The organism is Streptomyces sp. Y2F8-2, from assembly GCF_014905555.1.
In the GTDB taxonomy this organism is placed as follows: domain Bacteria; phylum Actinomycetota; class Actinomycetes; order Streptomycetales; family Streptomycetaceae; genus Streptomyces; species Streptomyces cynarae.
Window position 1 is genome coordinate 57,855 of the sequence record NZ_BNGS01000005.1, and the last position, 20,610, is coordinate 78,464.

The window sequence follows — 20,610 nt, forward strand, 5'->3', positions numbered from 1 at the left end:
CGGCGGGGAGGACGGAAGGATCCCAGGTGACGGGCGATGGCGCCACCTGCGGGGAGGCCGTGCGAGGATGGGGCGTCCGCGGTGCCGGCGGCGGGAGAATGACCTTGTCGGAGCCGGTATGGGCGACATGTGGGATGTGATGGGATGAAAGGGGACGGAGCGGACGTGAGCGAGAATCAGAACCTCCTCGCGGAGCAGCGCCGTGCCCTGATCCTGGACGAGGTGCGACGGCGCGGCGGCGTCCGCGTGAACGAGCTGACGCGCAAGCTCGGCGTCTCCGACATGACGGTCCGCCGCGATCTCGACGCACTCGCCCGCCAGGGCGTGCTGGAGAAGGTGCACGGCGGCGCGGTGCCGGTGGTGGAGGCCAGCACGCACGAACCGGGGTTCGAGGCGAAGTCGGGCCTGGAGCTGACGGCCAAGGAGGACATCGCCCGGGCCGCGGCCGAGCTGGTCACTCCGGGCACGGCGATCGCGCTGTCCGGCGGCACGACGACGTACGCACTGGCCCAGCACCTGCTCGACGTGCCGGATCTGACCGTCGTCACCAACTCGGTGCGGGTGGCCGACGTCTTCCACGCCGCGCAGCGCACCTCCGGCCAGCGACAGGGCGCGGCCACGGTGGTCCTCACCGGCGGTGTGCGCACCCCGTCCGACTCGCTGGTGGGCCCGGTCGCCGACCGGGCGATCGCCTCCCTCCACTTCGACGTGCTGTTCCTCGGGGTGCACGGCATATCGCTGGAGGCGGGCCTGTCGACGCCGAACCTGGCGGAGGCCGAGACCAACCGGCAGCTCGTGCAGTCCGCACGGCGTGTGGTGGTGGTCGCGGACCACACCAAGTGGGGCACGGTGGGTCTGAGTTCGTTCGCCGCGCTGGAGGAGGTCGACACGCTGGTGACCGACGCGGGACTGCCGACGGACGCGCGGACGGAGATCTCGGAGCACCTGCGGCGGCTGGTGGTCGCGGGAGAGTCCGAGGAAGGCACAGACAGCTGACACCCCGTCAGCTAGGGTGAACGCAGCCGGCTTCCGTTCGCGCACGTCCCGCGAGGAGGTTTCGTCCATGGCACACCGCCTGCGCCCGGTGGGACTCGCGTTCACGCGGACCGCTCCCGTGCGGCTCGTGTTCGCCGGGGAGATGGCCGCCTCCCCCCAGGTGGTCTTTCGGGCCCTCGCCGACGACGTACCCGGCTGGAGCGACTGGTTTCCCGCGGTGAGGTCCATAGGTCTCATCGACGAGGGCGCTGGACGCACGGTGCGTCTCGCCGGCGGCACCCGCTTCCGCGAGACGATCGTCGCGGCCGAGCCCGACGAGCTGTACGCGTACCGGGTCGACGAGGCGACCGTCCCCGGCGTCCGCGCGCTGCTCGAGGAGTGGCGGCTCACCCCCGTCGGTACGGGCACCCGTGTGCAGTGGACGTGGGCGGCCGACGGCAACGCGCTCTTCCGCCTGCTGGTGAGGCTGTCGCGTGGTGCCCTGGCACGGGTGTTCCGCGGCGCGGTGACGGCACTGGACCGCAGGCTCGCGGGTCAGAGCTCCGAACAGGGCGGGCGCCGGGCTCGCGAAGGCTGAGACGCACTCCCCCGAGCTCTTCGAGCAGCGCCCCCAGCCGTGTCACCGAGACGCCGGGCCGGGATCAGCCCGGCCAGACCCCCGTCCGCAGCAGTGACTCGATCGCCTCGGCGTACGGTGCGATGCCCAGTCCCTGGTCGGCCAGCCACACGTCCGAGTAGTACTTGTCCAGATAACGGTCCCCCGGGTCGCACAGCAGGGTGACCACGCTGCCCGTGCGCCCGTCGGCCACCATCTCCGCGACGATCTTCAGCGCGCCCCACAGGCCCGTGCCGGTCGAGCCGCCCGCCTTGCGGCCGATCGCCCGCTCCAGGGCCCGCACCGCGGCGACGGCGGCCGCGTCCGGGACCTTCATCATCCGGTCGATGGCGCCGGGTACGAAGCTGGGCTCCATCCGGGGCCGGCCGATGCCCTCGATCCGCGAGCCGCGGTCACAGGTGACCTCCGGATCACCGGTCGTCCACCCCTCGAAGAAGCAGGAGTTCTCCGGGTCGGCGACACAGACGCGGGTGTCGTACCCCATGTAGTGCACGTACCGCGCGATGGTCGCCGAGGTGCCACCGGTGCCGGCCGTGGCGACGATCCACGCGGGCTCCGGAAACCGCTCCAACTCCAGCTGGCGGAAGACGGATTCGGCGATGTTGTTGTTGCCGCGCCAGTCCGTGGCCCGTTCCGCGTAGGTGAACTGGTCCATGTAGTGACCCCCGGTCTCCTCCGCGAGGGCGGCCGAGGCCTCGTACATCGTGCGCGGGTCGTCCACGAAATGGCACCGCCCGCCATGGAACTCGATCAGGCGGCACTTCTCGGCGCTCGTCGTGCGCGGCATGACCGCGACGAAGGGCACGCCGATGAGCTTCGCGAAGTAGGCCTCCGAGACGGCCGTGGAACCACTGGACGCCTCGATCACCGGGCGGCCCGGCCGGATCCAGCCGTTGCACAGCCCGTACAGGAACAGCGAGCGCGCCAGACGGTGCTTGAGGCTGCCCGTGGGGTGGGTCGACTCGTCCTTCAGATACAGGTCGATGCCCCAGTGCTCGGGCAGTGGGAAGCGCAGCAGATGCGTGTCGGCGGAACGGTTGGCGTCGGCCTGGACCTTGCGGACGGCCGCTTTCAGCCAGGCCCGGTACTCCGGGTCGCTGCGGTCCACGTCGAGGGTCTCGCCGGGTCGGGTCATCTGGGAGGTACTCACGGCGGGACTCCTTGCCGGGGCGTGCCGATGTCCGGATCACTCGGTCGGACCTCTGCATCATAGGCATCTTTCACATGCCTTCTCACCTGCATAAACGCATCTTTGAGCCACTCAAAGGCGCACCTGGGAAGGGAGCGGGAAACAGGCGGAAATCCGTGGGGGCGCATCCGCGCGAGTGCGCCGGCCGGTCGCCGCCGCCTCGGTATGCGCACTGGTGCGACGCGCCGGGCCGGGGCAGACTGCACCGCGGGACGGGAGCCGGTGCGGCGGACTCCGCACGGGAGACCCGTCCGAGCCGGGGATGCACACTGGATCACGACCGACTCTCGATCGAGGCCGCGAGATCGCGCCACCGGGCGGGATGCGCAGCGGGCCCAGCCGACGCACAAGGGGGCGGACATCATGGCGGAGCCGGACTTCACGGCCACGGGTGTGCGAATCGGGAAGGGGCTGCGGTCGCTCACCCGGGCCGGGCAGGTCCGGATCAGCGACGGCAGGCTGCGACTGCTCACCAGTTACGGCAGCGAGATCGACAGCGCGCCGGTGCAGGCGGTGCGTGCGTCCCAGCCCTGGTTCGCGCCCGAGGACCGGGCGCTGGCCGATCTCAACGGCACGCGCTATTCACTGACCCTCGGTGAGCAGGACCCGGCACCGGGGCAGCCGGGGACGCCGTCGGCGCGGCGGTTCATCGAGGCGGTCCGCAAGGCGGCAGGTCGCGGCGGCTGAGCGCGGCGTGAGTTGCGGCGCGGCGTGCCCTGCGTCACTCTGGTCTCACATCACTCTCGGTTTACCGGCGATTACGCTGAAGAACCAGCCGCCGGTCACGACAGCGGGCGGCCCCCGTACGAAGCCGTTCCGCACCAGGCGGCCGGAGTACTCAGCCGCACAGCAGGCGGCATGCACACCCGGCCACCCTGCTGGATCCGATCTCCGTGTCTTCTTCCGGACCTCAATTCGGGGAGTCGCAGCCGTGATCAGCCAGCCAAGCAGGCACTGCACGGTGGAGCTCCAAGCCCTGCCGTCGCGGATCGGCCAGGTCCGCAGAATCGTATCGGCGCAGTTGCGCTACTGGCATCTCGATTCCTTGATCGACCGGGCCGCGCTCGGTGTGACGGAGCTGTTGACCAACGTCCACCTGCATGCCCAGCCCGACAAGACGTGCACCGTGGAGATGGAGTTGCTGCTCGACCGGCTCACCGTCTCGGTGCACGACCACGATCCGCGCCTGCCGGAGTTGCGCGCGCCGGATCCCTCCGCCACCAGCGGACGCGGGCTGGCGATGGTCGCCGCTGTGGCCGCCAGCTGGGGGGCGCGTCCGGACGGCGATTCGGGGAAGGTCGTCTGGTTCACGCTTCCCGCGCCGTCGGCGGCGCCGGCCGGGCCGGTGCGCAGCCGTACCCCGTACGAACGTGCTCTCGAGGCGCCCGCCCATGGGCGGGCGGTCGACGAGCACACGACCCGCCATGCTCCCGCCCGGTCCGCCGTTGCCGGCTGACCGGGCGGTGACCCTCTTCCCGTGCGTACCGGCCGGGTCATTCCGTGGCGATGGCCCGCAGGGCGTCAAGGCGGGCCGCCCGCCTGGCCGGGCACAGCCCGGCGAGGGCTCCGGCCGCACTACCCACCACAGCCACCACCAGGAGCTGCGCGAGCGGTATCGCAAAGGTGAAGGCGGTGTCGGACGCGCTGTCGGAGGACCTCACCAGCAGCCAGCCGAGGAAGGCGCCCAGGGCCAGCCCGCCCGTGGTGCCGAAGGCGGCGACGAGGACCGACTCCCAGCGCACCATGGCCCGCAGCTGGGCCCGGGTCTGGCCGACGGCCCTGAGCAGGCCGAGTTCGCGGGTGCGTTCATGGACGGCCAGCGTGAGGGTGTTGGCGATGCCGAGCAGGGCGATGAGCACCGCGAGGTCAAGCACCTTGTCGGCCGTCGGAGATTCCATACGGTCCACCAGGCGCCCGTCGGCGAGGAAGACGACCTCGTCGGCGTGGGCGGCGGCGACCGGATCGTGCGTGACCATGACGACGGTGCGGTCCATCTGGCGCACCGCGCGTCCGAGCAGGCCCAGGACCTCCTCACCGGAGCGGGAGTCGAGATTGCCGGTGGGTTCGTCGGCGAAGACGACGTCGGGGCGGCCGGCGAACGCACGAGCGACGGCGACGCGTTGCTGCTGGCCGCCGGAGAGCTCCGCGGGCCGGTGGTGCAGCCGGTCGCCCGGGCGGCTGTCCGCGTGCCGGTCGCCGTGGTCATGCGGGACCGCCCTTGCCGGTGCGGCCGAACTGCTCGTCCAGGACGGAGAGGCGGCGCCAGTACTCGTCCTCGTCGATCTCTCCGGAGGCGAAGCGGCGGCCGAGCACCGCGATCGGCGAGTCGCCGGTGGGGCGTCCGTCCATCGGGCGCCAGGGGCCGCCGCGGCCGCGCCGAGCGGTGCGGCGCAGGACGGTGACGGCGCCGACGACGACGGCCGCCCAGATCAGCGGGAAGAACAGGATCCACGGGCCGGGGCCGCCGTCCCAGTGAGCCAGGGTCTGCATCGTGAGGCCATCTCCCTCGGTGGGTTGTCGGGTGATGCCTCGAGACTGGCTCCGGGAGGGGGTCCGGGTCGTCGTACGGCCGAGGGCAGTGCGCGTACCTCCCGGGGAGTAGGCGGGCGTTCGAGCGCTGCTCCTTCAGGAGCGGGGTCCCGAGAGGCGGCTCGGCAGGTCGACTTCTGTACCTACTAGTATGTACAGTGCTCGAATGGGCACACCGGAGCGACTGATCGAGTCCACCCGCGAGCTGCTGTGGGAGCGCGGCTACGTGGGCACCAGCCCCAAGGCGATCCTGGAGCGCTCGGGCGCCGGGCAGGGCAGCATGTACCACCACTTCAAGGGCAAGCCGGACCTGGCGCTGGCCGCCATCCGCCGCACCGCCGAGGAGATGCGCGCCACCGCAGGGGGCGTGCTCGACGGGCCCGGGACACCGTACGAGCGGATCGAGGCGTATCTGCGGCGCGAACGCGACGTGTTGCGCGGCTGCCCGATCGGTCGGCTGACGATGGACCCGGACGTGGTGGCGAGCGACGAACTGCGGGCGCCGGTCGACGAGACGATCGACTGGCTGCGCGAGCAACTGGCCGGAATCGTCGAAGAGGGCAAGGAGCAGGGCCAGTTCGGGCAGTCCCTGGACGCGGAGGAGACCGCGGCGACGATCCTCGCGACGGTACAGGGCGGCTATGTGCTGGCCCGTGCCTCGGGTTCACCGGCGGCTTTCGACGCGGGGGTGCGAGGTCTGCTCGCCCTTCTCCGACCGACCTCTTAGGAGCTGTTGACGATGCATGCCATGCAGTACGAACTGGCCCTGCCCGCCGACTACGACATGGGGATCATCCGAGACCGCGTCTCCCGCATCGGGCATCTGCTCGACGACTGGGACGGCCTCGGCTTCAAGGCGTACCTGATGCGTGAGCGGGGCGTGCACGGCTCGCCGGTCAACCAGTACGCGCCGTTCTACCTGTGGAACACCATGGAGGGCATGAACACCTTCCTGTGGGGAGGCGCCTTCCAGGGGCTCGTGGGCGACTTCGGGCGGCCGGTGGTCCAGCAGTGGACGGGGCTGGCATACGCGGAGGGCACGGCCGCGGACTCCCCCGCCGTCGTGGCGGTGCGCCGGCGTCAACCGGTGCCCGACGGCGTCCAACTGTCCGAGGTCATGGAGGACGCGGTGCGCGAGGCCGGACGGCTGGCCGGGGACGACGGTGCGGTGCTCGCGGCGGCGGCCGTCGACACGCGGGGCTGGGAGTTGGTCCACTTCTCGCTCTGGGAGCACGACACGCCGAAGGCCGAAGGCGACGTGTTCCAGGTGCTGCACATGTCGGCGCCTGGACGGGGTGAGCTGCCGCGGGGGCGGCAGTGGTGAGCTTCGTCCGTACGGTCCTCGGCGACGTGCGTCCCGAGGACCTGGGCGTGTGCGACGCCCATGACCATCTGTTCTTCGCCAGTCCGCAACTGCCGGGCCAGGAGCTGCGCAGCGTGTCCGCGGCCCGGGCCGAGCTGGCCGCGTTCCGTGCCGAGGGCGGCTCGGCCGTCGTGCAGTGGACCCCGTACGGCCTGGGCCGGCGCGCCGCCGACCTGCCGCCGTTGTCCCGGGAGACCGGTGTGCACCTGGTCGCCGCGACCGGACTGCACCAGTCCGTCCACTACGACGACGGCACTCTCGACGGCCTGCGCGGCCGGCTGGCCGACGTCTTCGTCCACGAACTCACCGAGGGCATCGGCACGTCCGGGATCAGAGCCGGGCTGATCAAGGTCGCCGGCGGCTTCCACGCCCTCGACGCACACGCCCGCTGGACGATGTCCGCGGCGGCGGAGGCGCATCACGCGACGGGCGCGCCGATCGCGGTCCACCATGAGCTGGGCACGGGCGTGCTCGACGTACTGGACCTGCTGTGCGGCGAGTTGGCGGTCCCTGCCCACCGGGTGATCCTCGGACACCTCAACCGCAACCCGGACTTCGTCGTGCACCGCCAGGCCGCGGAATCCGGCGCCTATCTGGCGTTCGACGGTCCGTCACGGGGGAACCACGCCACGGACTGGCGGATGCCGGACGCGGTACGGGCCCTGGCCGACGCCGGCTTCGGCGACCGGCTGCTGCTCGGCGGCGACACGACCACCGCCGCGGCCCGCTCCGTGGACGGCGGCCCCGGCATGCCGTATCTGCTGCGCCGCGTGCGGCCGAGGCTCGAAGCCGCCCTGGGCAAGGAGCTGGTGCACCGCATCCTCACGGAGAACCCCGGCCATGCCTTCGGCGTGGACTGGCGCTGAGCATCGCGGACCTGCCCCTGGCCCGATCGTGTCGAGCGTTGTCCCTGCCGGCGCTTTCGGCCTGCGCGGCGGATCGGAGGATGTGAGGGAACAGGTTCCGGACGAAAGGCGACGACATGGCTCTGGAGATGCGTGACCACTGCGAGCACTGCGAGACCACCGCGCTGCCGCACGACGCGCCCGCCCGCATCTGCTCGTACGAGTGCACGTTCTGCGAGCCCTGCAGCGAGGCCATGCGGCACATCTGTCCCCACTGCGGCGGCGAACTGGTCGCGAGGCCCCGCCGTGCCGCAGCCGCCTGAGAAAGGAACACGAGCCCATGCCCTTCGTACGGGTGGACGCCCTGGGCGCCGGCCCCGAGCGCCTCGACGCGCTCGGCCGTGCCGTGCACGACGCCCTGGTCGAGACGCTCGGCATCCCGCCCGACGACCGTTTCCAGGTCCTCACCGGCCACGACGGCACCCGCAGCACGCTGCGCTACGACGACTACCTGGGCGTGCACCGTGACGAGGGCATCGTGTACGTCGCGATCACCATGCGCTCCGGGCGTCCGCCCGAGCAAAAGCAGGCCCTGTACCGGCGGATCGCCGAACTGGCCCAGAAGTACGCGGGAACCGAGCCGCGCAACGTGTTCGTCACCGTGACCGAGAACGAATCCGCCGACTGGTCGCTCGGCGACGGGGTGGCGCAGTACCTGGTCCGCCCGGGTGCGCCCGCATCCGCCGCACACGGCCCAGCCGGCGAAACCCCGTCCGGCGCCCGAAGCGGCGTCAGGTGAGGGCGGCCAGTGGGTCGTCCAGTACCGGCTGCCACGCCAGCTCCGCCGCTCCGACCAGGCTGTTGTGGTCGAGTGTGCAGGCGAGGACGGGGACTTGGCCGCTGCGGCCCCACAGGCTGCGGTCGGCGACGACCGCGCGCAGCCGTTCGGGGTCGGCGTCGAGCAGGGTGCGGTGCAGCCCGCCGAGGATGATGCGGTCCGGGTTGAGGATGTTGACGAGGCCGGCGAGACCGAGGCCGAGCCGGTCGATCAGCAGCTCGACGGCGCCGCGGACGGCCGGGTCGGTGGCGTACGCGGTGCGGATGAGGTCGTTGGCCTGTTGAAGCTGTGAGACCTCGGGGCCGGCCTCGCGCCCGGCCGCCGCCAGGAAGGCCAGCGGGTCCGCCTCCACATCGAGGCAGCCACGGCTGCCGCAGTGGCAGGGGCGGCCCTCCGGGTTCACGGTGAGGTGGCCGACCTCGAGCGCCAGACCCGAACTGCCCGTGTGCAGCCGTCCGTCGAGCACCAGCGCGCCTCCCACGCCCCGGTGCCCGGTGGCCACGCACAGCAGGTCCCTGGATCCGCGGCCCGCGCCGTGGCGGTGCTCGGCGAGCGCGGCCAGGTTGATGTCGTTGGCGGCGAAGGCGGGCCCCGTGATGCCGGAGGCGCGCACCCGCTCGGCGAAGATCTCCCGTACGGGTGCTCCCGCCGGCCAGGCGAGGTGCAGCGGGTTGAGCGCCAGGCCCTCCGGCTCGGCGACCGCGGACGGCACGGCGAGCCCGGCGCCCACACAGCGCCGCCCGGTCTCGCGCAGCAGTTCGGCGCCCGCTTCGACCACCGAGCCGAGCACCTTGGCCGGGTCGGCGTCGACGGTCTCGCAGCCGGGGGCGGTCGCGACGATGCTGCCACCGAGGCCGACGAGCGCGGCCCGGAAGCCGTCGGCGTGCACCTGTGCGGCGAGCGCGACGGGTCCGTCCTCGGCGATCTCCAGCCGGTGCGAGGGCCGGCCCTGCGTTCCGGCGGCGGCCCCCGGGTGGGCGTCGACGCGGATCAGGCCGAGCGCCTCGAGTTCGGCGGCCACCGCTCCGGCGGTCGCCCGGGTGACGCCCAGCTCTGCGGTGAGCACGGCGCGCGTCGGCGCACGACCGGTGTGCACCAGCTCCAACGCGGGCCCGAGCGCGCCGCGCCCACGGTCCAGCCGTGTCCGTGTGTTCCCTTCCCCTACCGCCCGGGGGCCCGCCTTACCGCTCATGAAGGGGAGTCTCCCATGATCCGCTGCGGGTCCCGGCCGAAGCCGCTCACCCTGAGGGTGATGTTCAACCGGCCCGTCAGCCCCAACGCGGGCGGCGCGGTCCCCGGCCGCACCCTCGGCACCCCGTGGTGGGCGAGCCGCGCCGGGCCGCCGAAGACGAACAGGTCCCCGCTGCGCAGCTCCACGTCCGTGTAAGGGCGGCTGCGGGTCTCGGTGTTGCCGAAACGGAAGACGCAGGTGTCGCCGAGACTCAGCGACACCACGGGGGCGTCGGACGTCTCGTCGCTGTCGCGGTGCATCCCCATACGGGCGCCCGCATCATAGAAGTTGATCAACGCGATGTCGTAGGGCTCCGACGGCACCGCCCGCGGGCCCAGGGCGGCCTCGACCGCCTCGCGGCCCAGTGCGGCGAGCCAGTCCGGGAGCGGCTTCACGGGGGCGCCGTCGCCGTCGACGACCGTGCGGGCGTACCCGTAGGGATACCAGTGCCAGCCGAGGCAGACCTGCCGTGAGGTCATCGTGCCCCCGCCGGGCGTGCGCACCGTCCGCAGTCCGGCCGGCGGGCGGGCCCACTCCCGGCAGGCGTCCAGGAGCCGCTGCTGACGGTCCGCGTCCAGCCAGTCGGGCACATGGACCGCGCCTGGGGCGACCTCGGCGCGGCTCCGCGGGAACAGCTCGGCGTCCATGGCCCCATCATCACGTATCCGGCCCACCGGGGACGGGCCCCACCTGCGGCTCCGCTAGCCTGGACCCACGATGAACGACCGTTTGACCACGCCGTGGGGCGAGTACGCGCTGGCCCGCTTCCCGGAGGACCCCCGCGACCGGCTGCGCGCCTGGGACGCCTCCGACGCGTATCTGCTGCGGCACCTCGCGGCGAGCGGCACCCCGCTCGACGGTTCGGTCGTCATCGTCGGCGACCGGTGGGGTGCGCTCACCACGGCGCTCGCGGCGCACCACCCGACACAGATCACCGACTCGTTCCTGGCGCACGAGGCGACCCGCGCCAACCTCGCGCACAACGGCGTCGACGCGGGCGCCGTCCGGCTGCTCAGCACCCGGGACGACCCGCCGTCCCGTATCGACGTGCTCCTGATCCGTGTCCCGAAGAGCCTCGCGCTGCTGGAGGACCAGCTGCACCGGCTGGCGCCAGGCGTGCACGAGGGGACGGTGGTGATCGGCACCGGCATGGTCAAGGAGATCCACACCTCGACGCTGCAGTTGTTCGAGCGCGTCCTCGGGCCGACCCGTACCTCACTCGCCGAGCAGAAGGCGCGGCTGATCTTCTGCACCCCCGACCCGGCCCTCGACCGGGGCGGCAACCCGTGGCCGTACCGCTACCGACTCCCCGACGGCATCGGCCCGTTGTCCGGCCGAACCGTCACCAACCACGCGGGCGTCTTCTGCGCCGACCGCCTCGACATCGGCACCCGTTTCTTCCTCCAGCACCTTCCGCGCGGCCGGGGCGCCGAGCGGATCGTGGACCTCGGCTGCGGCAACGGCATCGTGGGGCTGGCGGCCGCGCTGGCCGATCCCGGGGCCGAGGTGCTGTTCACCGACGAGTCGTACCAGGCGGTGGCCTCGGCGGAGGCGACCTACCGGGACAACGCCCGGGGGCGGGCGGAGTTCCGGGTCGGAGACGGTCTGTCCGGGGTGCCCGCCGCGAGCGTCGACCTGGTCCTCAACAACCCGCCGTTCCACTCCCACCAGGCGACGACGGACGCCACCGCCTGGCGCATGTTCACCGGCGCGCGGCGCGCCCTGCGGCCGGGTGGCGAGCTGTGGGTGATCGGAAACCGTCATCTGGGCTACCACGTGAAACTGCGCCGTCTCTTCGGCAACAGCGAACTGGTCGCGAGCGACCCCAAGTTCGTCGTTCTGAAGGCGGTCAGGAAATAGCCGAACCCGCGACCGTCCCCCACGTGGAGCGTGCCGGGGGCATGCCTACGGGGGCGGGGGCTCCGGTGCGGGCTTGCCCCCGTCCCGCAACACGGTCACGAGACGGGTCACGGTCCGGGCCATCGCCTCCCGTCCCACGCCCAGGTAGCCGCGCGAGTCGACCGCCTCGGGCCGCCCGGCGAGGAACTCCCGGATGGCGTCGGTCATCGCGACGTTCAGGGCGGTGCCGATGTTGACCTTCGTGATGCCGCCCGCGACGGCCGCGGTCAGTTCGTGGTCCGGCAGTCCCGACGAGCCGTGCAGCACGAGCGGTACGTCGAGGGCGGCACTGAGCCGCTCGATCAGGGCGTGGTCGAGTGCGGCCGTGCGCGTGGTCATCGCGTGCGTGCTGCCGACGGCGATGGCCAGCGCGTCGACACCGGTGTCCGCCACGAAGGCGGCGGCCTCGGCCGGGTCGGTGCGGGCGCCGGGTGTGTGCGGGCCGGGCGGCGGTTCGCCGTTCTTGCCGCCCACCTGCCCCAACTCGGCCTCGATCCACAGCCCTTGGGCATGCGCCCAGTCGGCGGCGGCCCGGGTCGCGGTGAGGTTCTCCTGGTAGGGCAGCCGGGCCGCGTCGTACATCACCGAGCCGAATCCGGCGCCGGGTGCCTGGCGGAGCAGGTCGTCGCTCTGGACGTGGTCGAGGTGGAGGGCGACGGGCACGGCGGCACGCGCGGCGGCCGCGGCGGCGGCGCGGGCGAGCGGGAGAAGCCGCCCGTAGCGGTACTTGACGGCGTTCTCGCTGACCTGGAGCACGACGGGGGTGTCCGCGGCCTCGGCGCCCGCGATCACGGCCTCGATGTGCTCGAGGGTGATGACGTTGAACGCGGCGACGGCACCGCCCGCGGCAGCGGCGGCGGCGATCAGCTCACCGGTGGGGGCGAGGGGCACGGCTCCTCCCTCTCACCTGGCACGGGAATCGGGTGCGAGGATCACCGAGCGGGTCAGATGGCGCGGCCGGTCGGGATCGAGTCGGCGGGCGGCGGCGAGGGCGACGGCGAGCCGCTGGACGAGGAGGAGTTCGGCGAGCGGGTCGAGGCCGCCGGCCACCCACAGCGCTCCCGTCTCCCGGACCTGCGCGGCCAGTCGGTCGGGTGCCTCGCCGAGCATCCAGGTCGCGGTGGTGTCGGTGGTGATGCTGATGGGGCCGTGCCGGTACTCCATCGCGGGGTACGCCTCCGTCCAGGCCTGCGCGGCCTCGCGCAGTTTCAGCGCGGCCTCGTGGGCGAGCCCGACGGTCCAGCCGCGCCCCAGGAAGGTGAACTGCGTGCGCTGGACGAGCCCTTCGGGCAGCGGGGACTCCAGCGCGGTGCGGGCGTCGGCGATCACGGCGTCCGAGTGGAGGCCGAGGTGGGCGCGGAGCAGGGTGAGGGCGGTGGTGGCGAACCGGGTCTGGACGACGGAGCGTTCGTCGGCGAAGCCGAGCTCCACCACCTCGTCGGCGCACTCCGTCACGGACGTGCGCACATCGGCGGTGATCGCGGTGGTCCGCACCCGACCGCGGAGCCGGCCGAGGAGGTCGAGGACCTCGGTGGTGGTCCCGGACCGGGTGAGGGCGACGACCCGGTCGTAGGCCCGGCCGTGAGGAAACTCGGAGGCGGCGAAGGCGTCCGTCTCGCCCTGCCCGGACCGCTCGCGCAGCGCGGCCGCGGACTGCGCCATGAAGAACGAGGTCCCGCACCCCACGATCGCCACCCGCTCCCCCGCCGCCGGCAGCGCGTCCTTGTGCCCCTGCGCGCTCTCGGCGGCGCGCGTCCAGCACTCGGGCTGGCTGGTCAGCTCCTGCTCGACGTACGTCATGCCGCACCCTCCCAGCCGAGGCAGTAATGCTTGCTCTTGCAAGATATAGCCAGATTTCGAGCACGATCAAGCATTGTGACGGAAGTGCTGTGCGCTAGGGTCACCCGCAAGGTCAAGGAAACGGAGAGTGGGATGTCCCGCGACGCCCGCTGGAAGGCGCTGCTGGAGCTGCTCGTCGAGCGGGGCCGGCTGGAGGTCGAGGAGGCGGCGGCCGAGCTCGGGGTGTCGGCCGCGACGATCCGTCGCGACTTCGACCAGCTCGCGGAGCAGCAGATGCTGGTGCGTACCCGGGGCGGCGCGGTGGTGCACGGGGTCTCCTACGAACTGCCGCTGCGCTACAAGACCGCCCGCCGCACCTCGGAGAAGCAGCGCATCGCACAGGCGGTGGCCGGCCTGATCACGCCCGGCGAGGCGGTGGGTCTCACCGGCGGAACCACCACCACCGAGGTGGCGCGGGCGCTCGCCGTGCGCGGCGACCTGGCGTCGGGCTCCCCCGCGCTGACGATCGTCACCAACGCGCTGAACATCGCCAACGAGCTGGCCGTGCGCCCCCAGTTCAAGATCGTGGTCACCGGCGGGGTCGCGCGACCGCAGTCTTACGAGCTGATCGGTCCGCTCGCGGACGGCGTACTCGGCCAGATCACCCTGGACGTGGCCGTCCTCGGGGTCGTGGCCCTGGACGTCACGCACGGCGCGGCGGCGCACGACGAGGCGGAGGCAGCGATCAACCGTGTGCTGTGCGAGCGCGCCGCGCGCGTGGTCGTCGCGGCGGACTCCAGCAAGCTGGGGCAGCGCGCCTTCGCGCGGATCTGCGCGGTGGAGGCGGTGGACACCCTGGTCACGGACACGGCGGCCGGGGCGGACACGGTGCGGCGGTTCGAGGAGGCGGGCGTCCGGGTGATCACGGCCTGACGACGGAGGCCGGGGGCGGATCCGCTCCCCGTGCCGCCCCCTCGCCTTGCGCCTACCCTGGGACCTGCGGTGCGCGTACCCGGTGGTCAGGGAGGCTGCGATGGCCGAAACGCCGAGCGAGCAGTACGGGCCCGGGCACTCCCGGTACCTGCCGATCGCCGACCACGGTCTGATCGGTGACATGCGCACCGTCGCCCTGGTGGGAAGCAACGGCACCATCGACTGGTACTGCTGCCCCTCCTTCGACTGCCCGAGCGTGTTCGGCGCCATCCTGGACGCCGAGCGGGGCGGGTGCTTCGAACTCGCCGCGACGGTGCCGGGCCGCACGAAGCAGTTCTACTTCCCCGACACCAATGTCCTGATCACGCGGTTCTTCACCGAGGACGGCGTCGGCGAGGTGCAGGACTTCATGCCCGTCGGAGCGCAATCGGTCGAGACCGAACGCCACCGGCTCATCCGGAGGGTCCTGTGCGTGCGGGGCTCCCTGCCCTTCCGGGTACGGGTGGCTCCACGGTTCGACTACGGCAGGCAGCCGCACACCCTGCGGCTGCTCGGTGACGTGGCGGTCTTCGAGTCCGCCGACCTGTCACTGGCCCTGACCGCCACCGTCCCCCTGGAAGGCGACGACCGCGACGTGTGGGCCGACTTCAAACTCGCCGAGGGCGAGTCGACGGTGTTCACGCTGGACCAGGTCGGTGAACATCTGGCGCCGCGCATGTGCGCACGCGTCGAGGCCGAGAAACAGTTCTCCGCCACGGTGGAGTACTGGCGGCGCTGGCTGCACCAGTCCCGATACCGCGGTCGCTGGCGGGAGATGGTGCACCGCTCCGCCCTCACCCTCAAGCTGCTCACCTACGCCCCGACCGGCGCGATCCTGGCCGCGCCGACGACCAGCCTGCCCGAGCGGCTCGGCGGCGAACGCAACTGGGACTACCGGTACGTGTGGGTGCGCGACGCGGCCTTCTGCGTCTACGCCATGCTGCGGCTGGGGTTCACCGACGAGGCCGAGGCGTTCATGAAGTTCGTGAACCGGCACATCACACCCGGCGACGGCGGACCGTCCGGCCCGCTGCAGATCATGTACGGCATCGACGGCCGCACCGACCTGCCCGAGTACGAAATCGACCACCTCGAGGGCCATCAGGGCTCCGCGCCGGTCCGGGTCGGCAACGCGGCCGCCGACCAGCTCCAGCTCGACATCTACGGCGCCCTGATCGACTCCATCTATCTCTACGACAAGTGGGCACAGCCCATCTCCAGCGACCAGTGGGACCAGGTCTGCGCGCTGGTGGACTGGGTCTGTGACCACTGGGACCAGCCGGACGAGGGCATCTGGGAGACCCGGGGCGGCCGCAAGAAGTTCCTGTACTCGCGCCTGATGTGCTGGGTGGCGATCGAACGGGCCATCCGGATGGCCCGCCGCCGCGGCCTGCCCGCCGACATGGTCCGCTGGCTGCAGTGCCGCGACACCATCTACCGGCGGATCATGCAGCGCGGCTGGTCCGTCAAGCGCCAGGCCTTCGTCCAGCACGAGGACGGCGACGTGCTGGACGCGTCCGTGCTGATGATGCCCCTGGCCAAGTTCATCGCGCCCACCGACCCCAAGTGGCTGTCCACGCTGGACGCACTCACCCAGGACCTGGTCTCCGACTCCCTGGTCTACCGCTACGACCCACAGGCCAGCCCGGACGGCCTGCGGGGCGACGAGGGCACGTTCTCCATCTGCTCCTTCTGGTACGTCGAGGCGCTGGTCCGCGCCGGACGGCTGGACGAGGCACGGCTGGCGTTCGAGAAGATGCTCACCTACGCCAACCATCTGGGCCTGTACGCCGAGGAGATCAGCCACACCGGTGAGCAACAGGGCAACTTCCCGCAGGCGTTCACGCACTTCGCCCTGATCAGCGCGGCGTTCAATCTCGACCGGGCGCTGGGGTGAGGCGGAGCGGCGTGCCGTTCCCTCAGCTCTGCGTGCGCGTCAGACGGATCATGTTCCAGGACAGGGGCTCCAGTCCGGCACGCAGGACCCCGTCCTTGACGAGGGTGCCGGTGGCCGGGTGCGGTGTCACCCGGTCGGGGTGGTCCAGGGTGTTGCGGGCGTCGGGGTCGGCGTCGGACAGCACCAGGTGCTCCTCGACGGTGTGCGCGTCGATGCCGCGCAGGTCGATCTCGAGCGGCAGCGCCTCGCTCTGACTCCGGTTGACGGCGAACACGGTGACGGCGCCGGTCTCGTCGTCGGTCACGGCGGTGGCGTGCAGCAGGGGCACATCGCCGAACCGGGCCGTGGGGTACGTGGGGCCGTCCACCTCGACGCGCAGCACCCGGCCGCGGCCGTGCCGCGATGCCTGGGCGAACGGGAAGAAGGTGGTCTGCCGCCAGGCGGGTCCGCCCGGCTCGGTCATGATCGGCGCGATGACGTTGACGAGCTGGGCGAGCGAGGCGGCGGTGACCCGGTCGGCGTGCCGCAGCAGGGCGATCAGCAGCGAGCCGAAGACCACGGCGTCGGTGACGGTGTAGACGTCCTCCAGCAGGCGCGGCGCCTGCTGCCAGTCCTCGACGTGATGCGGGTTGGGCCGGCTCTGGTACCAGACGTTCCACTCGTCGAAGGAGAGGTTGATGCGCTTGGTCGCCTTCAGCCTGGCGCGGACGTGGTCGCAGGTGGCCACGACCGACTCGATGAAGTGCTCCATGTCGACCGCGGAGGCGAGGAAGGAGTCCCGGTCGCCGTCGGTCTCCTCGTAGTAGGCGTGCAGCGAGACGTGGTCGACGAGGTCGTACGCGGCCTCCAGAACGGTCGCCTCCCAGGCGGCGAAGGTGGACATCCCGGAGCCCGAGCTGCCGCACGCAACCAGTTCCAGGTCCGGCTCGATCATCCTCATGGCGCGGGCGGTCTCGGCGGCGAGCCGCCCGTACTCCTCGGCCGTCTTGTGACCGATCTGCCAGGGGCCGTCCACCTCGTTGCCCAGGCACCACATCCTGATGCCGTACGGCTCCTCGCCGCCGTGGGCGATGCGCAGGTCGGACAGTTCGGTGCCGCCCGGGTGGTTGCAGTACTCCAGCAGCCGTACCGCGTCCTCCACTCCGCGGGTGCCGAGGTTGACGGCCATCATGGGCTCCGCGCCGGTCTTGCGGCAGAAGTCCATGAACTCGCCGAGGCCGAACTCGTTGGTCTCGGTGGTCTTCCAGGCGAGGTCGAGGCGCACCGGCCGCTCCTCGCGCGGTCCGACGGTGTCCTCCCAGCGGTAGCCGGAGACGAAGTTGCCGCCTGGGTAGCGCACGGTGGTGACGCCCAGCTCCCGGATCAGCGCGAGCACGTCCTGCCGCAGGCCGGCGGGGTCGGCGGCGGGGTGGCCCGGTTCGTACAGACCGCTGTAGACGCAGCGGCCCAGGTGTTCCACGAACGACCCGTACAGACGGGGGTGGACGGTTCCGATCCCGAAGGCCGAGTCGAGGGTGAAGCGTGCGGGGGTGGTGGCGGGGGCGGACATGGCTGCCTTTCAGGTGGGATGCGTGTACGGGACGTCGTGCGGGCTTTTCAGAGGGGAAGCGTGCAGACCACCGACGGCAGGGATGCCGCCGGGGCGGGCTGTTCGAGGGTGCCGTCGTCCCGGACCCGCAGCGCGGCGAGGGTGCCGCTGTGCTGGTTGGCGACGAGGAGGTGACCGGCCGTCAGGGTGAGGCCGCGGGGCCAGGTGCCGCCGCTGGGGACCTCGCCGATCGGCGTCAGGCCGGAGCCGGTGATCCGGAACGCGGCCACCGTGTCCGCTCCGCGGTTGGTCACCCACACGAAGCGCCCGCACGGGGAGGCGACGATCCCGCCGGGATAGTTGTCGACGTCCTGGGCCGTGGTGGCGGGCACGGCGGAGCCCGCCGTCAGGATGCCCGTCCCGGCGTCGTAGCGGTGGCAGGTGACGGTGGAGGAGAGCTCGTCGGCGCTGAACACCAGCTCGCCGTCGGGGGCGAACGCGAGATGGCGGGGGCCGGAGCCGGCGCGCAGCCGGCTCACCGCGGTCTGTGCGAGCGTTCCGGCGCGGGTGTCCAGCACATAGGCGAACACCGCGTCCGCGCCCAGGTCGGTGGCCAGCACGAAGCGGCCCGACGGGTCGACGACGACCTGGTGGGCGTGGCTGCCCTCCTGCCGTCCGGTGACCGGGCCCGACCCCTCGTGCACGACGACGTCGGTCGGCTCGCTCACCCGCCCGTCCTCGTCGAGCCGGTGCACGGCCACGGTGCCGGGATCCGTGTCGCTGCCGTAGTTGGCGGTCAGCAGCCAGCGGCCGTCGGGGTGGACGGTCAGGTGGCACGGGTTCGTCCCGCCGCCGGCGACCGGGGTGCCCAGGGTCGTCAGGGCGCCGTCGAGCTGCCGGGTGACCGCGGTGACGGTTCCGGGGTCGGTCTCGTTCGTGCTGTAGACGACGTCCAGGGTCGGGTGCGCCGCCAGGAAGGAGGCGCCGCTGACGGGCAGCGGTGGCAGCCCGCTCTCGGGGGCCGGACGGCCGCTCGCCGGATCGAAGCGCACGACGGCGAGTCCGGCGCCGTCGCCCCCGGTGTCGGGTGTGTAGGAGCCGGTGAGGACGAGGAGGGGGCCGGACGAGGCAGGTGTGGGCATGGGCTTCGCGGGACTTTCCTTGAAGGGGGACGGTGGCGGGGCTGTTCAGCGGACGTTGTCGTCGTGGTGGTCGAGCAGGGCCAGTTCGGAGCGGCGGGGCAGGCCCTCCCAGTCGCCCGCGGTGCTGACCGCGAAGGCGCCGAGGAGGGCAGCCGTCCTCAGCCGCTGCTCGGGTGGCTCACCCGCCAGCAGTTCGGCGAGGTATCCGGCGGCGAAGGCGTCCCCCGCGCCAACGGAGTCGTGGACGCGCACGGGTATCGCGGGCTGCCGGTGCGGCTGTCCGTCGAGGAGGGCGAACGCTCCCTCGGCACCCAGTTTGATCACGGCACCGGACGGGCCGAGGTCGCGGATGCCGCGGGCGAGTTCCACCGGGTCGTCGGTGCCGGGGACCGCGAGCCGGGCCTCGTGCGGTGATGCGAAGACGAGGTCGCAGCGGCGCAGCAGCGGCAGCAGGGCGTTCCTGGCCTCCTCCTCGCCCCACAGCAGGGAGCGGAAGTTGATGTCGAGTGAGAGGGTCACCCCCGCGTCGGCGGCGATGTCCACGGCCCGGGTGACGGCCTTCGCGGGTCCGTCGCCCAGCGCGGGGGTGATCCCGGTGAGGTGCAGGACGGCCGCGCCGGCGACGACGTCTTCGGGGATGTCCTCGGGGGACAGTCCGGCACCGGCCGTGCGGGTGCGGTAATAGCGCGTACGGTGGTGGCCGGCGGTGCGCCGTTCCTTCAGCATGAGCGACGTGGGGGCGGGGTCGCGTACGGCGAGGACGGTGACCCCTTCCGCGCGCAGCTCGCGCAGGACGAGGTCGCCGAGAGCGTCCTCGCTGACACGGCCGATCCAGACGGCGCGGCCGCCGAGCCGGCTGACCCCCACCGCGACGTTCGACTCCGCTCCGGCGAGCCCGAGACGCAGATCGGCGCCCAGGGACAGCGGGCCCGGCTGCGACGCCGACAGGGCCGCGAGGGTCTCCCCGACCGTCACCAGGTACGGCGTGCGCGGGGCGCTGTTCATCGGCCGACCTCCTCGGCGGTGGTCGCCCCGACCGTGTCGAGCACGGTGCGCGCCCTCTCGGTGAGCGCTTCCAGGGCCGTCGCACTCGGATCCCGGTCCGCTCCGCGCAGCAGCGGCGAGCCGATGCCCACGGCACGGGCTCCCGCGTCGATGTAGTCGCGCGCCTGGGCGATGTCCACGCCGCCGACGGCCATCAGCGGGATCTCCGGCAGCGGCGCGCGCAGTTGGCGCAGATGGGCGGGGCCGCCCGAGCAGGCCGGGAAGAGCTTGACCGCGGCGGCGCCCGCCTGCCACGCGGCGGCCACCTCGGTCGGCGTCCAGGCACCCGGGTAGCACGGGATGCCGCTCTTCGCGGTGCTGCGGATCAGATCGGCGTCCACGACCGGGGAGACGAGGAACTCGGCTCCGGCTGCCAGCGCGTCACGGGCCTGGCCGGTGGTCGTCACGGTACCGGCGCCGACCGCCACCGCAGGTCCGAGGTCGTCCCGGATGCAGGACAGGGCGTCGAGGGCACCGACGGTGGTGAGGGTGACCTCCAGGCAGGAGATGCCGCCGTCCGCGAGCGCCCGGGCCACGGCGGGCAGTCCGGAGGCGTCGGCGGACCGGAGGATGGCCATGATCCGGGTCCGGCCCAGCTGCGGGGTGATGGGGGGACGCTCCATCACCCCACCGGCCTGCACGACTTGCCGATTCCTTGCATGTCGGTCATGCGAAGTTCCTTTGGCAGAAGGTCCGGTGTCATGTCCGGTTGGCCGACGTGCTGGGCCGTACGCAGAACTCT

22 protein-coding genes and 2 pseudogenes are annotated in these 20,610 nt (G+C 72.2%); 12 read left to right on the plus strand and 12 right to left on the minus strand.

Features of this window, described 5'->3' with window-relative positions:
• Window positions 1–165 precede the first annotated feature (165 nt).
• The gene (locus tag SY2F82_RS17895; protein WP_200420102.1) at window positions 166–996 is read left to right on the plus strand and encodes a DeoR/GlpR family DNA-binding transcription regulator; all 831 of its coding nucleotides are present in this window, start codon (window positions 166–168) and stop codon (window positions 994–996) included.
• 67 nt (window positions 997–1,063) lie between these two features.
• A complete protein-coding gene (locus tag SY2F82_RS17900; RefSeq protein ID WP_200420103.1) occupies window positions 1,064–1,573 on the plus strand; it encodes an SRPBCC family protein in 510 nt (169 codons plus the stop codon).
• 64 nt (window positions 1,574–1,637) lie between these two features.
• Here the strand turns inward: SY2F82_RS17900 and SY2F82_RS17905 are convergent, their stop codons facing one another.
• The gene (locus tag SY2F82_RS17905; protein ID WP_200420563.1) at window positions 1,638–2,747 is read right to left on the minus strand and encodes a PLP-dependent cysteine synthase family protein; all 1,110 of its coding nucleotides are present in this window, start codon (window positions 2,745–2,747) and stop codon (window positions 1,638–1,640) included.
• A 417-nt stretch (window positions 2,748–3,164) separates the two neighbouring features.
• Between SY2F82_RS17905 and SY2F82_RS17910 the strand changes: the two genes are divergently transcribed.
• Both SY2F82_RS17910 and SY2F82_RS17915 read left to right on the plus strand, forming a co-directional pair.
• Complete coding sequence (locus tag SY2F82_RS17910) at window positions 3,165–3,488, plus strand: hypothetical protein (protein ID WP_200420104.1); 324 nt, start codon at window positions 3,165–3,167, stop codon at window positions 3,486–3,488.
• Window positions 3,489–3,732: 244 nt separating this feature from the next.
• The gene (locus SY2F82_RS17915) at window positions 3,733–4,257 is read left to right on the plus strand and encodes an ATP-binding protein (RefSeq protein ID WP_200420105.1); all 525 of its coding nucleotides are present in this window, start codon (window positions 3,733–3,735) and stop codon (window positions 4,255–4,257) included.
• A 37-nt stretch (window positions 4,258–4,294) separates the two neighbouring features.
• Here the strand turns inward: SY2F82_RS17915 and SY2F82_RS17920 are convergent.
• The 3 genes and pseudogenes from SY2F82_RS17920 to SY2F82_RS17930 all read right to left on the minus strand — a co-directional run.
• Window positions 4,295–4,675: pseudogene (locus SY2F82_RS17920) on the minus strand (ABC transporter permease); the annotation flags it as partial.
• A pseudogene (locus SY2F82_RS17925) lies at window positions 4,667–4,969 on the minus strand (ATP-binding cassette domain-containing protein); the annotation flags it as partial. The pseudogenes SY2F82_RS17920 and SY2F82_RS17925, both read right to left, overlap by 9 nt.
• A 34-nt stretch (window positions 4,970–5,003) precedes the next feature.
• Window positions 5,004–5,291 carry an SHOCT domain-containing protein gene (locus tag SY2F82_RS17930; protein ID WP_200420106.1) on the minus strand — a complete coding sequence of 96 codons (288 nt, stop codon included), beginning with the start codon at window positions 5,289–5,291 and terminating at the stop codon, window positions 5,004–5,006.
• A 205-nt stretch (window positions 5,292–5,496) separates the two neighbouring features.
• Here SY2F82_RS17930 and SY2F82_RS17935 point away from each other — a divergent pair, with 205 nt between their 5' ends.
• From SY2F82_RS17935 to SY2F82_RS17955, 5 genes are all read left to right on the plus strand, one after another.
• Window positions 5,497–6,057: a TetR/AcrR family transcriptional regulator gene (locus SY2F82_RS17935; RefSeq protein WP_236041598.1), complete on the plus strand. Its 561-nt coding sequence runs from the start codon at window positions 5,497–5,499 to the stop codon at window positions 6,055–6,057.
• A 12-nt stretch (window positions 6,058–6,069) separates the two neighbouring features.
• A complete protein-coding gene (locus tag SY2F82_RS17940) occupies window positions 6,070–6,654 on the plus strand; it encodes a DUF4865 family protein (RefSeq protein ID WP_200420108.1) in 585 nt (194 codons plus the stop codon).
• The gene (locus tag SY2F82_RS17945) at window positions 6,651–7,559 is read left to right on the plus strand and encodes a phosphotriesterase (RefSeq protein ID WP_200420109.1); all 909 of its coding nucleotides are present in this window, start codon (window positions 6,651–6,653) and stop codon (window positions 7,557–7,559) included. Before SY2F82_RS17940 ends, SY2F82_RS17945 begins: the two co-directional genes overlap by 4 nt.
• 116 nt (window positions 7,560–7,675) lie before the next feature.
• Complete coding sequence (locus SY2F82_RS17950; RefSeq protein ID WP_200420110.1) at window positions 7,676–7,861, plus strand: DUF1272 domain-containing protein; 186 nt, start codon at window positions 7,676–7,678, stop codon at window positions 7,859–7,861.
• 17 nt (window positions 7,862–7,878) lie between these two features.
• The gene (locus tag SY2F82_RS17955; RefSeq protein ID WP_200420111.1) at window positions 7,879–8,337 is read left to right on the plus strand and encodes a tautomerase family protein; all 459 of its coding nucleotides are present in this window, start codon (window positions 7,879–7,881) and stop codon (window positions 8,335–8,337) included.
• Here SY2F82_RS17955 and SY2F82_RS17960 read toward each other — a convergent pair.
• Window positions 8,330–9,568: an ROK family protein gene (locus SY2F82_RS17960; RefSeq protein WP_200420112.1), complete on the minus strand. Its 1,239-nt coding sequence runs from the start codon at window positions 9,566–9,568 to the stop codon at window positions 8,330–8,332. The two genes, SY2F82_RS17955 and SY2F82_RS17960, sit on opposite strands and share 8 nt — an antisense overlap.
• Window positions 9,565–10,254 carry an alpha-ketoglutarate-dependent dioxygenase AlkB gene (locus tag SY2F82_RS17965; RefSeq protein ID WP_200420113.1) on the minus strand — a complete coding sequence of 230 codons (690 nt, stop codon included), beginning with the start codon at window positions 10,252–10,254 and terminating at the stop codon, window positions 9,565–9,567. The genes SY2F82_RS17960 and SY2F82_RS17965 overlap by 4 nt, the downstream gene beginning before the upstream one ends.
• Window positions 10,255–10,324: 70 nt before the next feature.
• Between SY2F82_RS17965 and SY2F82_RS17970 the strand changes: the two genes are divergently transcribed.
• Window positions 10,325–11,467 carry a methyltransferase gene (locus SY2F82_RS17970; RefSeq protein WP_200420114.1) on the plus strand — a complete coding sequence of 381 codons (1,143 nt, stop codon included), beginning with the start codon at window positions 10,325–10,327 and terminating at the stop codon, window positions 11,465–11,467.
• A 45-nt stretch (window positions 11,468–11,512) separates the two neighbouring features.
• On the opposite strand, the gene SY2F82_RS17975 is transcribed toward SY2F82_RS17970, so the two are convergent.
• The gene (locus tag SY2F82_RS17975) at window positions 11,513–12,397 is read right to left on the minus strand and encodes a class II fructose-bisphosphate aldolase (RefSeq protein WP_200420115.1); all 885 of its coding nucleotides are present in this window, start codon (window positions 12,395–12,397) and stop codon (window positions 11,513–11,515) included.
• A gap of 12 nt (window positions 12,398–12,409) precedes the next feature.
• Window positions 12,410–13,306, minus strand: a complete 897-nt coding sequence (locus SY2F82_RS17980) for an SIS domain-containing protein (protein ID WP_200420116.1) — start codon at window positions 13,304–13,306, stop codon at window positions 12,410–12,412.
• A 132-nt stretch (window positions 13,307–13,438) separates the two neighbouring features.
• On the opposite strand from SY2F82_RS17980, the gene SY2F82_RS17985 reads away from it, so the two are divergent.
• Window positions 13,439–14,218: a DeoR/GlpR family DNA-binding transcription regulator gene (locus tag SY2F82_RS17985; protein ID WP_200420117.1), complete on the plus strand. Its 780-nt coding sequence runs from the start codon at window positions 13,439–13,441 to the stop codon at window positions 14,216–14,218.
• Between the two features lie 100 nt (window positions 14,219–14,318).
• Window positions 14,319–16,154 carry a glycoside hydrolase family 15 protein gene (locus SY2F82_RS17990; protein WP_200420118.1) on the plus strand — a complete coding sequence of 612 codons (1,836 nt, stop codon included), beginning with the start codon at window positions 14,319–14,321 and terminating at the stop codon, window positions 16,152–16,154.
• Between the two features lie 22 nt (window positions 16,155–16,176).
• Here the strand turns inward: SY2F82_RS17990 and SY2F82_RS17995 are convergent, their stop codons facing one another.
• Genes SY2F82_RS17995 through SY2F82_RS18010 form a run of 4 tightly spaced genes read right to left on the minus strand, consistent with a single transcriptional unit; the run spans window position 16,177 to window position 20,491 of the window.
• Window positions 16,177–17,703: an alpha-N-arabinofuranosidase gene (locus SY2F82_RS17995; RefSeq protein WP_200420119.1), complete on the minus strand. Its 1,527-nt coding sequence runs from the start codon at window positions 17,701–17,703 to the stop codon at window positions 16,177–16,179.
• A gap of 47 nt (window positions 17,704–17,750) precedes the next feature.
• Window positions 17,751–18,824 (minus strand): lactonase family protein, encoded by a 1,074-nt coding sequence (locus SY2F82_RS18000; protein ID WP_200420120.1) that lies wholly within the window; start codon window positions 18,822–18,824, stop codon window positions 17,751–17,753.
• A gap of 45 nt (window positions 18,825–18,869) precedes the next feature.
• Window positions 18,870–19,829: a sugar kinase gene (locus SY2F82_RS18005; RefSeq protein ID WP_200420121.1), complete on the minus strand. Its 960-nt coding sequence runs from the start codon at window positions 19,827–19,829 to the stop codon at window positions 18,870–18,872.
• Window positions 19,826–20,491: a bifunctional 4-hydroxy-2-oxoglutarate aldolase/2-dehydro-3-deoxy-phosphogluconate aldolase gene (locus SY2F82_RS18010; RefSeq protein ID WP_236041599.1), complete on the minus strand. Its 666-nt coding sequence runs from the start codon at window positions 20,489–20,491 to the stop codon at window positions 19,826–19,828. Before SY2F82_RS18010 ends, SY2F82_RS18005 begins: the two co-directional genes overlap by 4 nt.
• Between the last annotated feature and the right edge of the window lie 119 nt (window positions 20,492–20,610).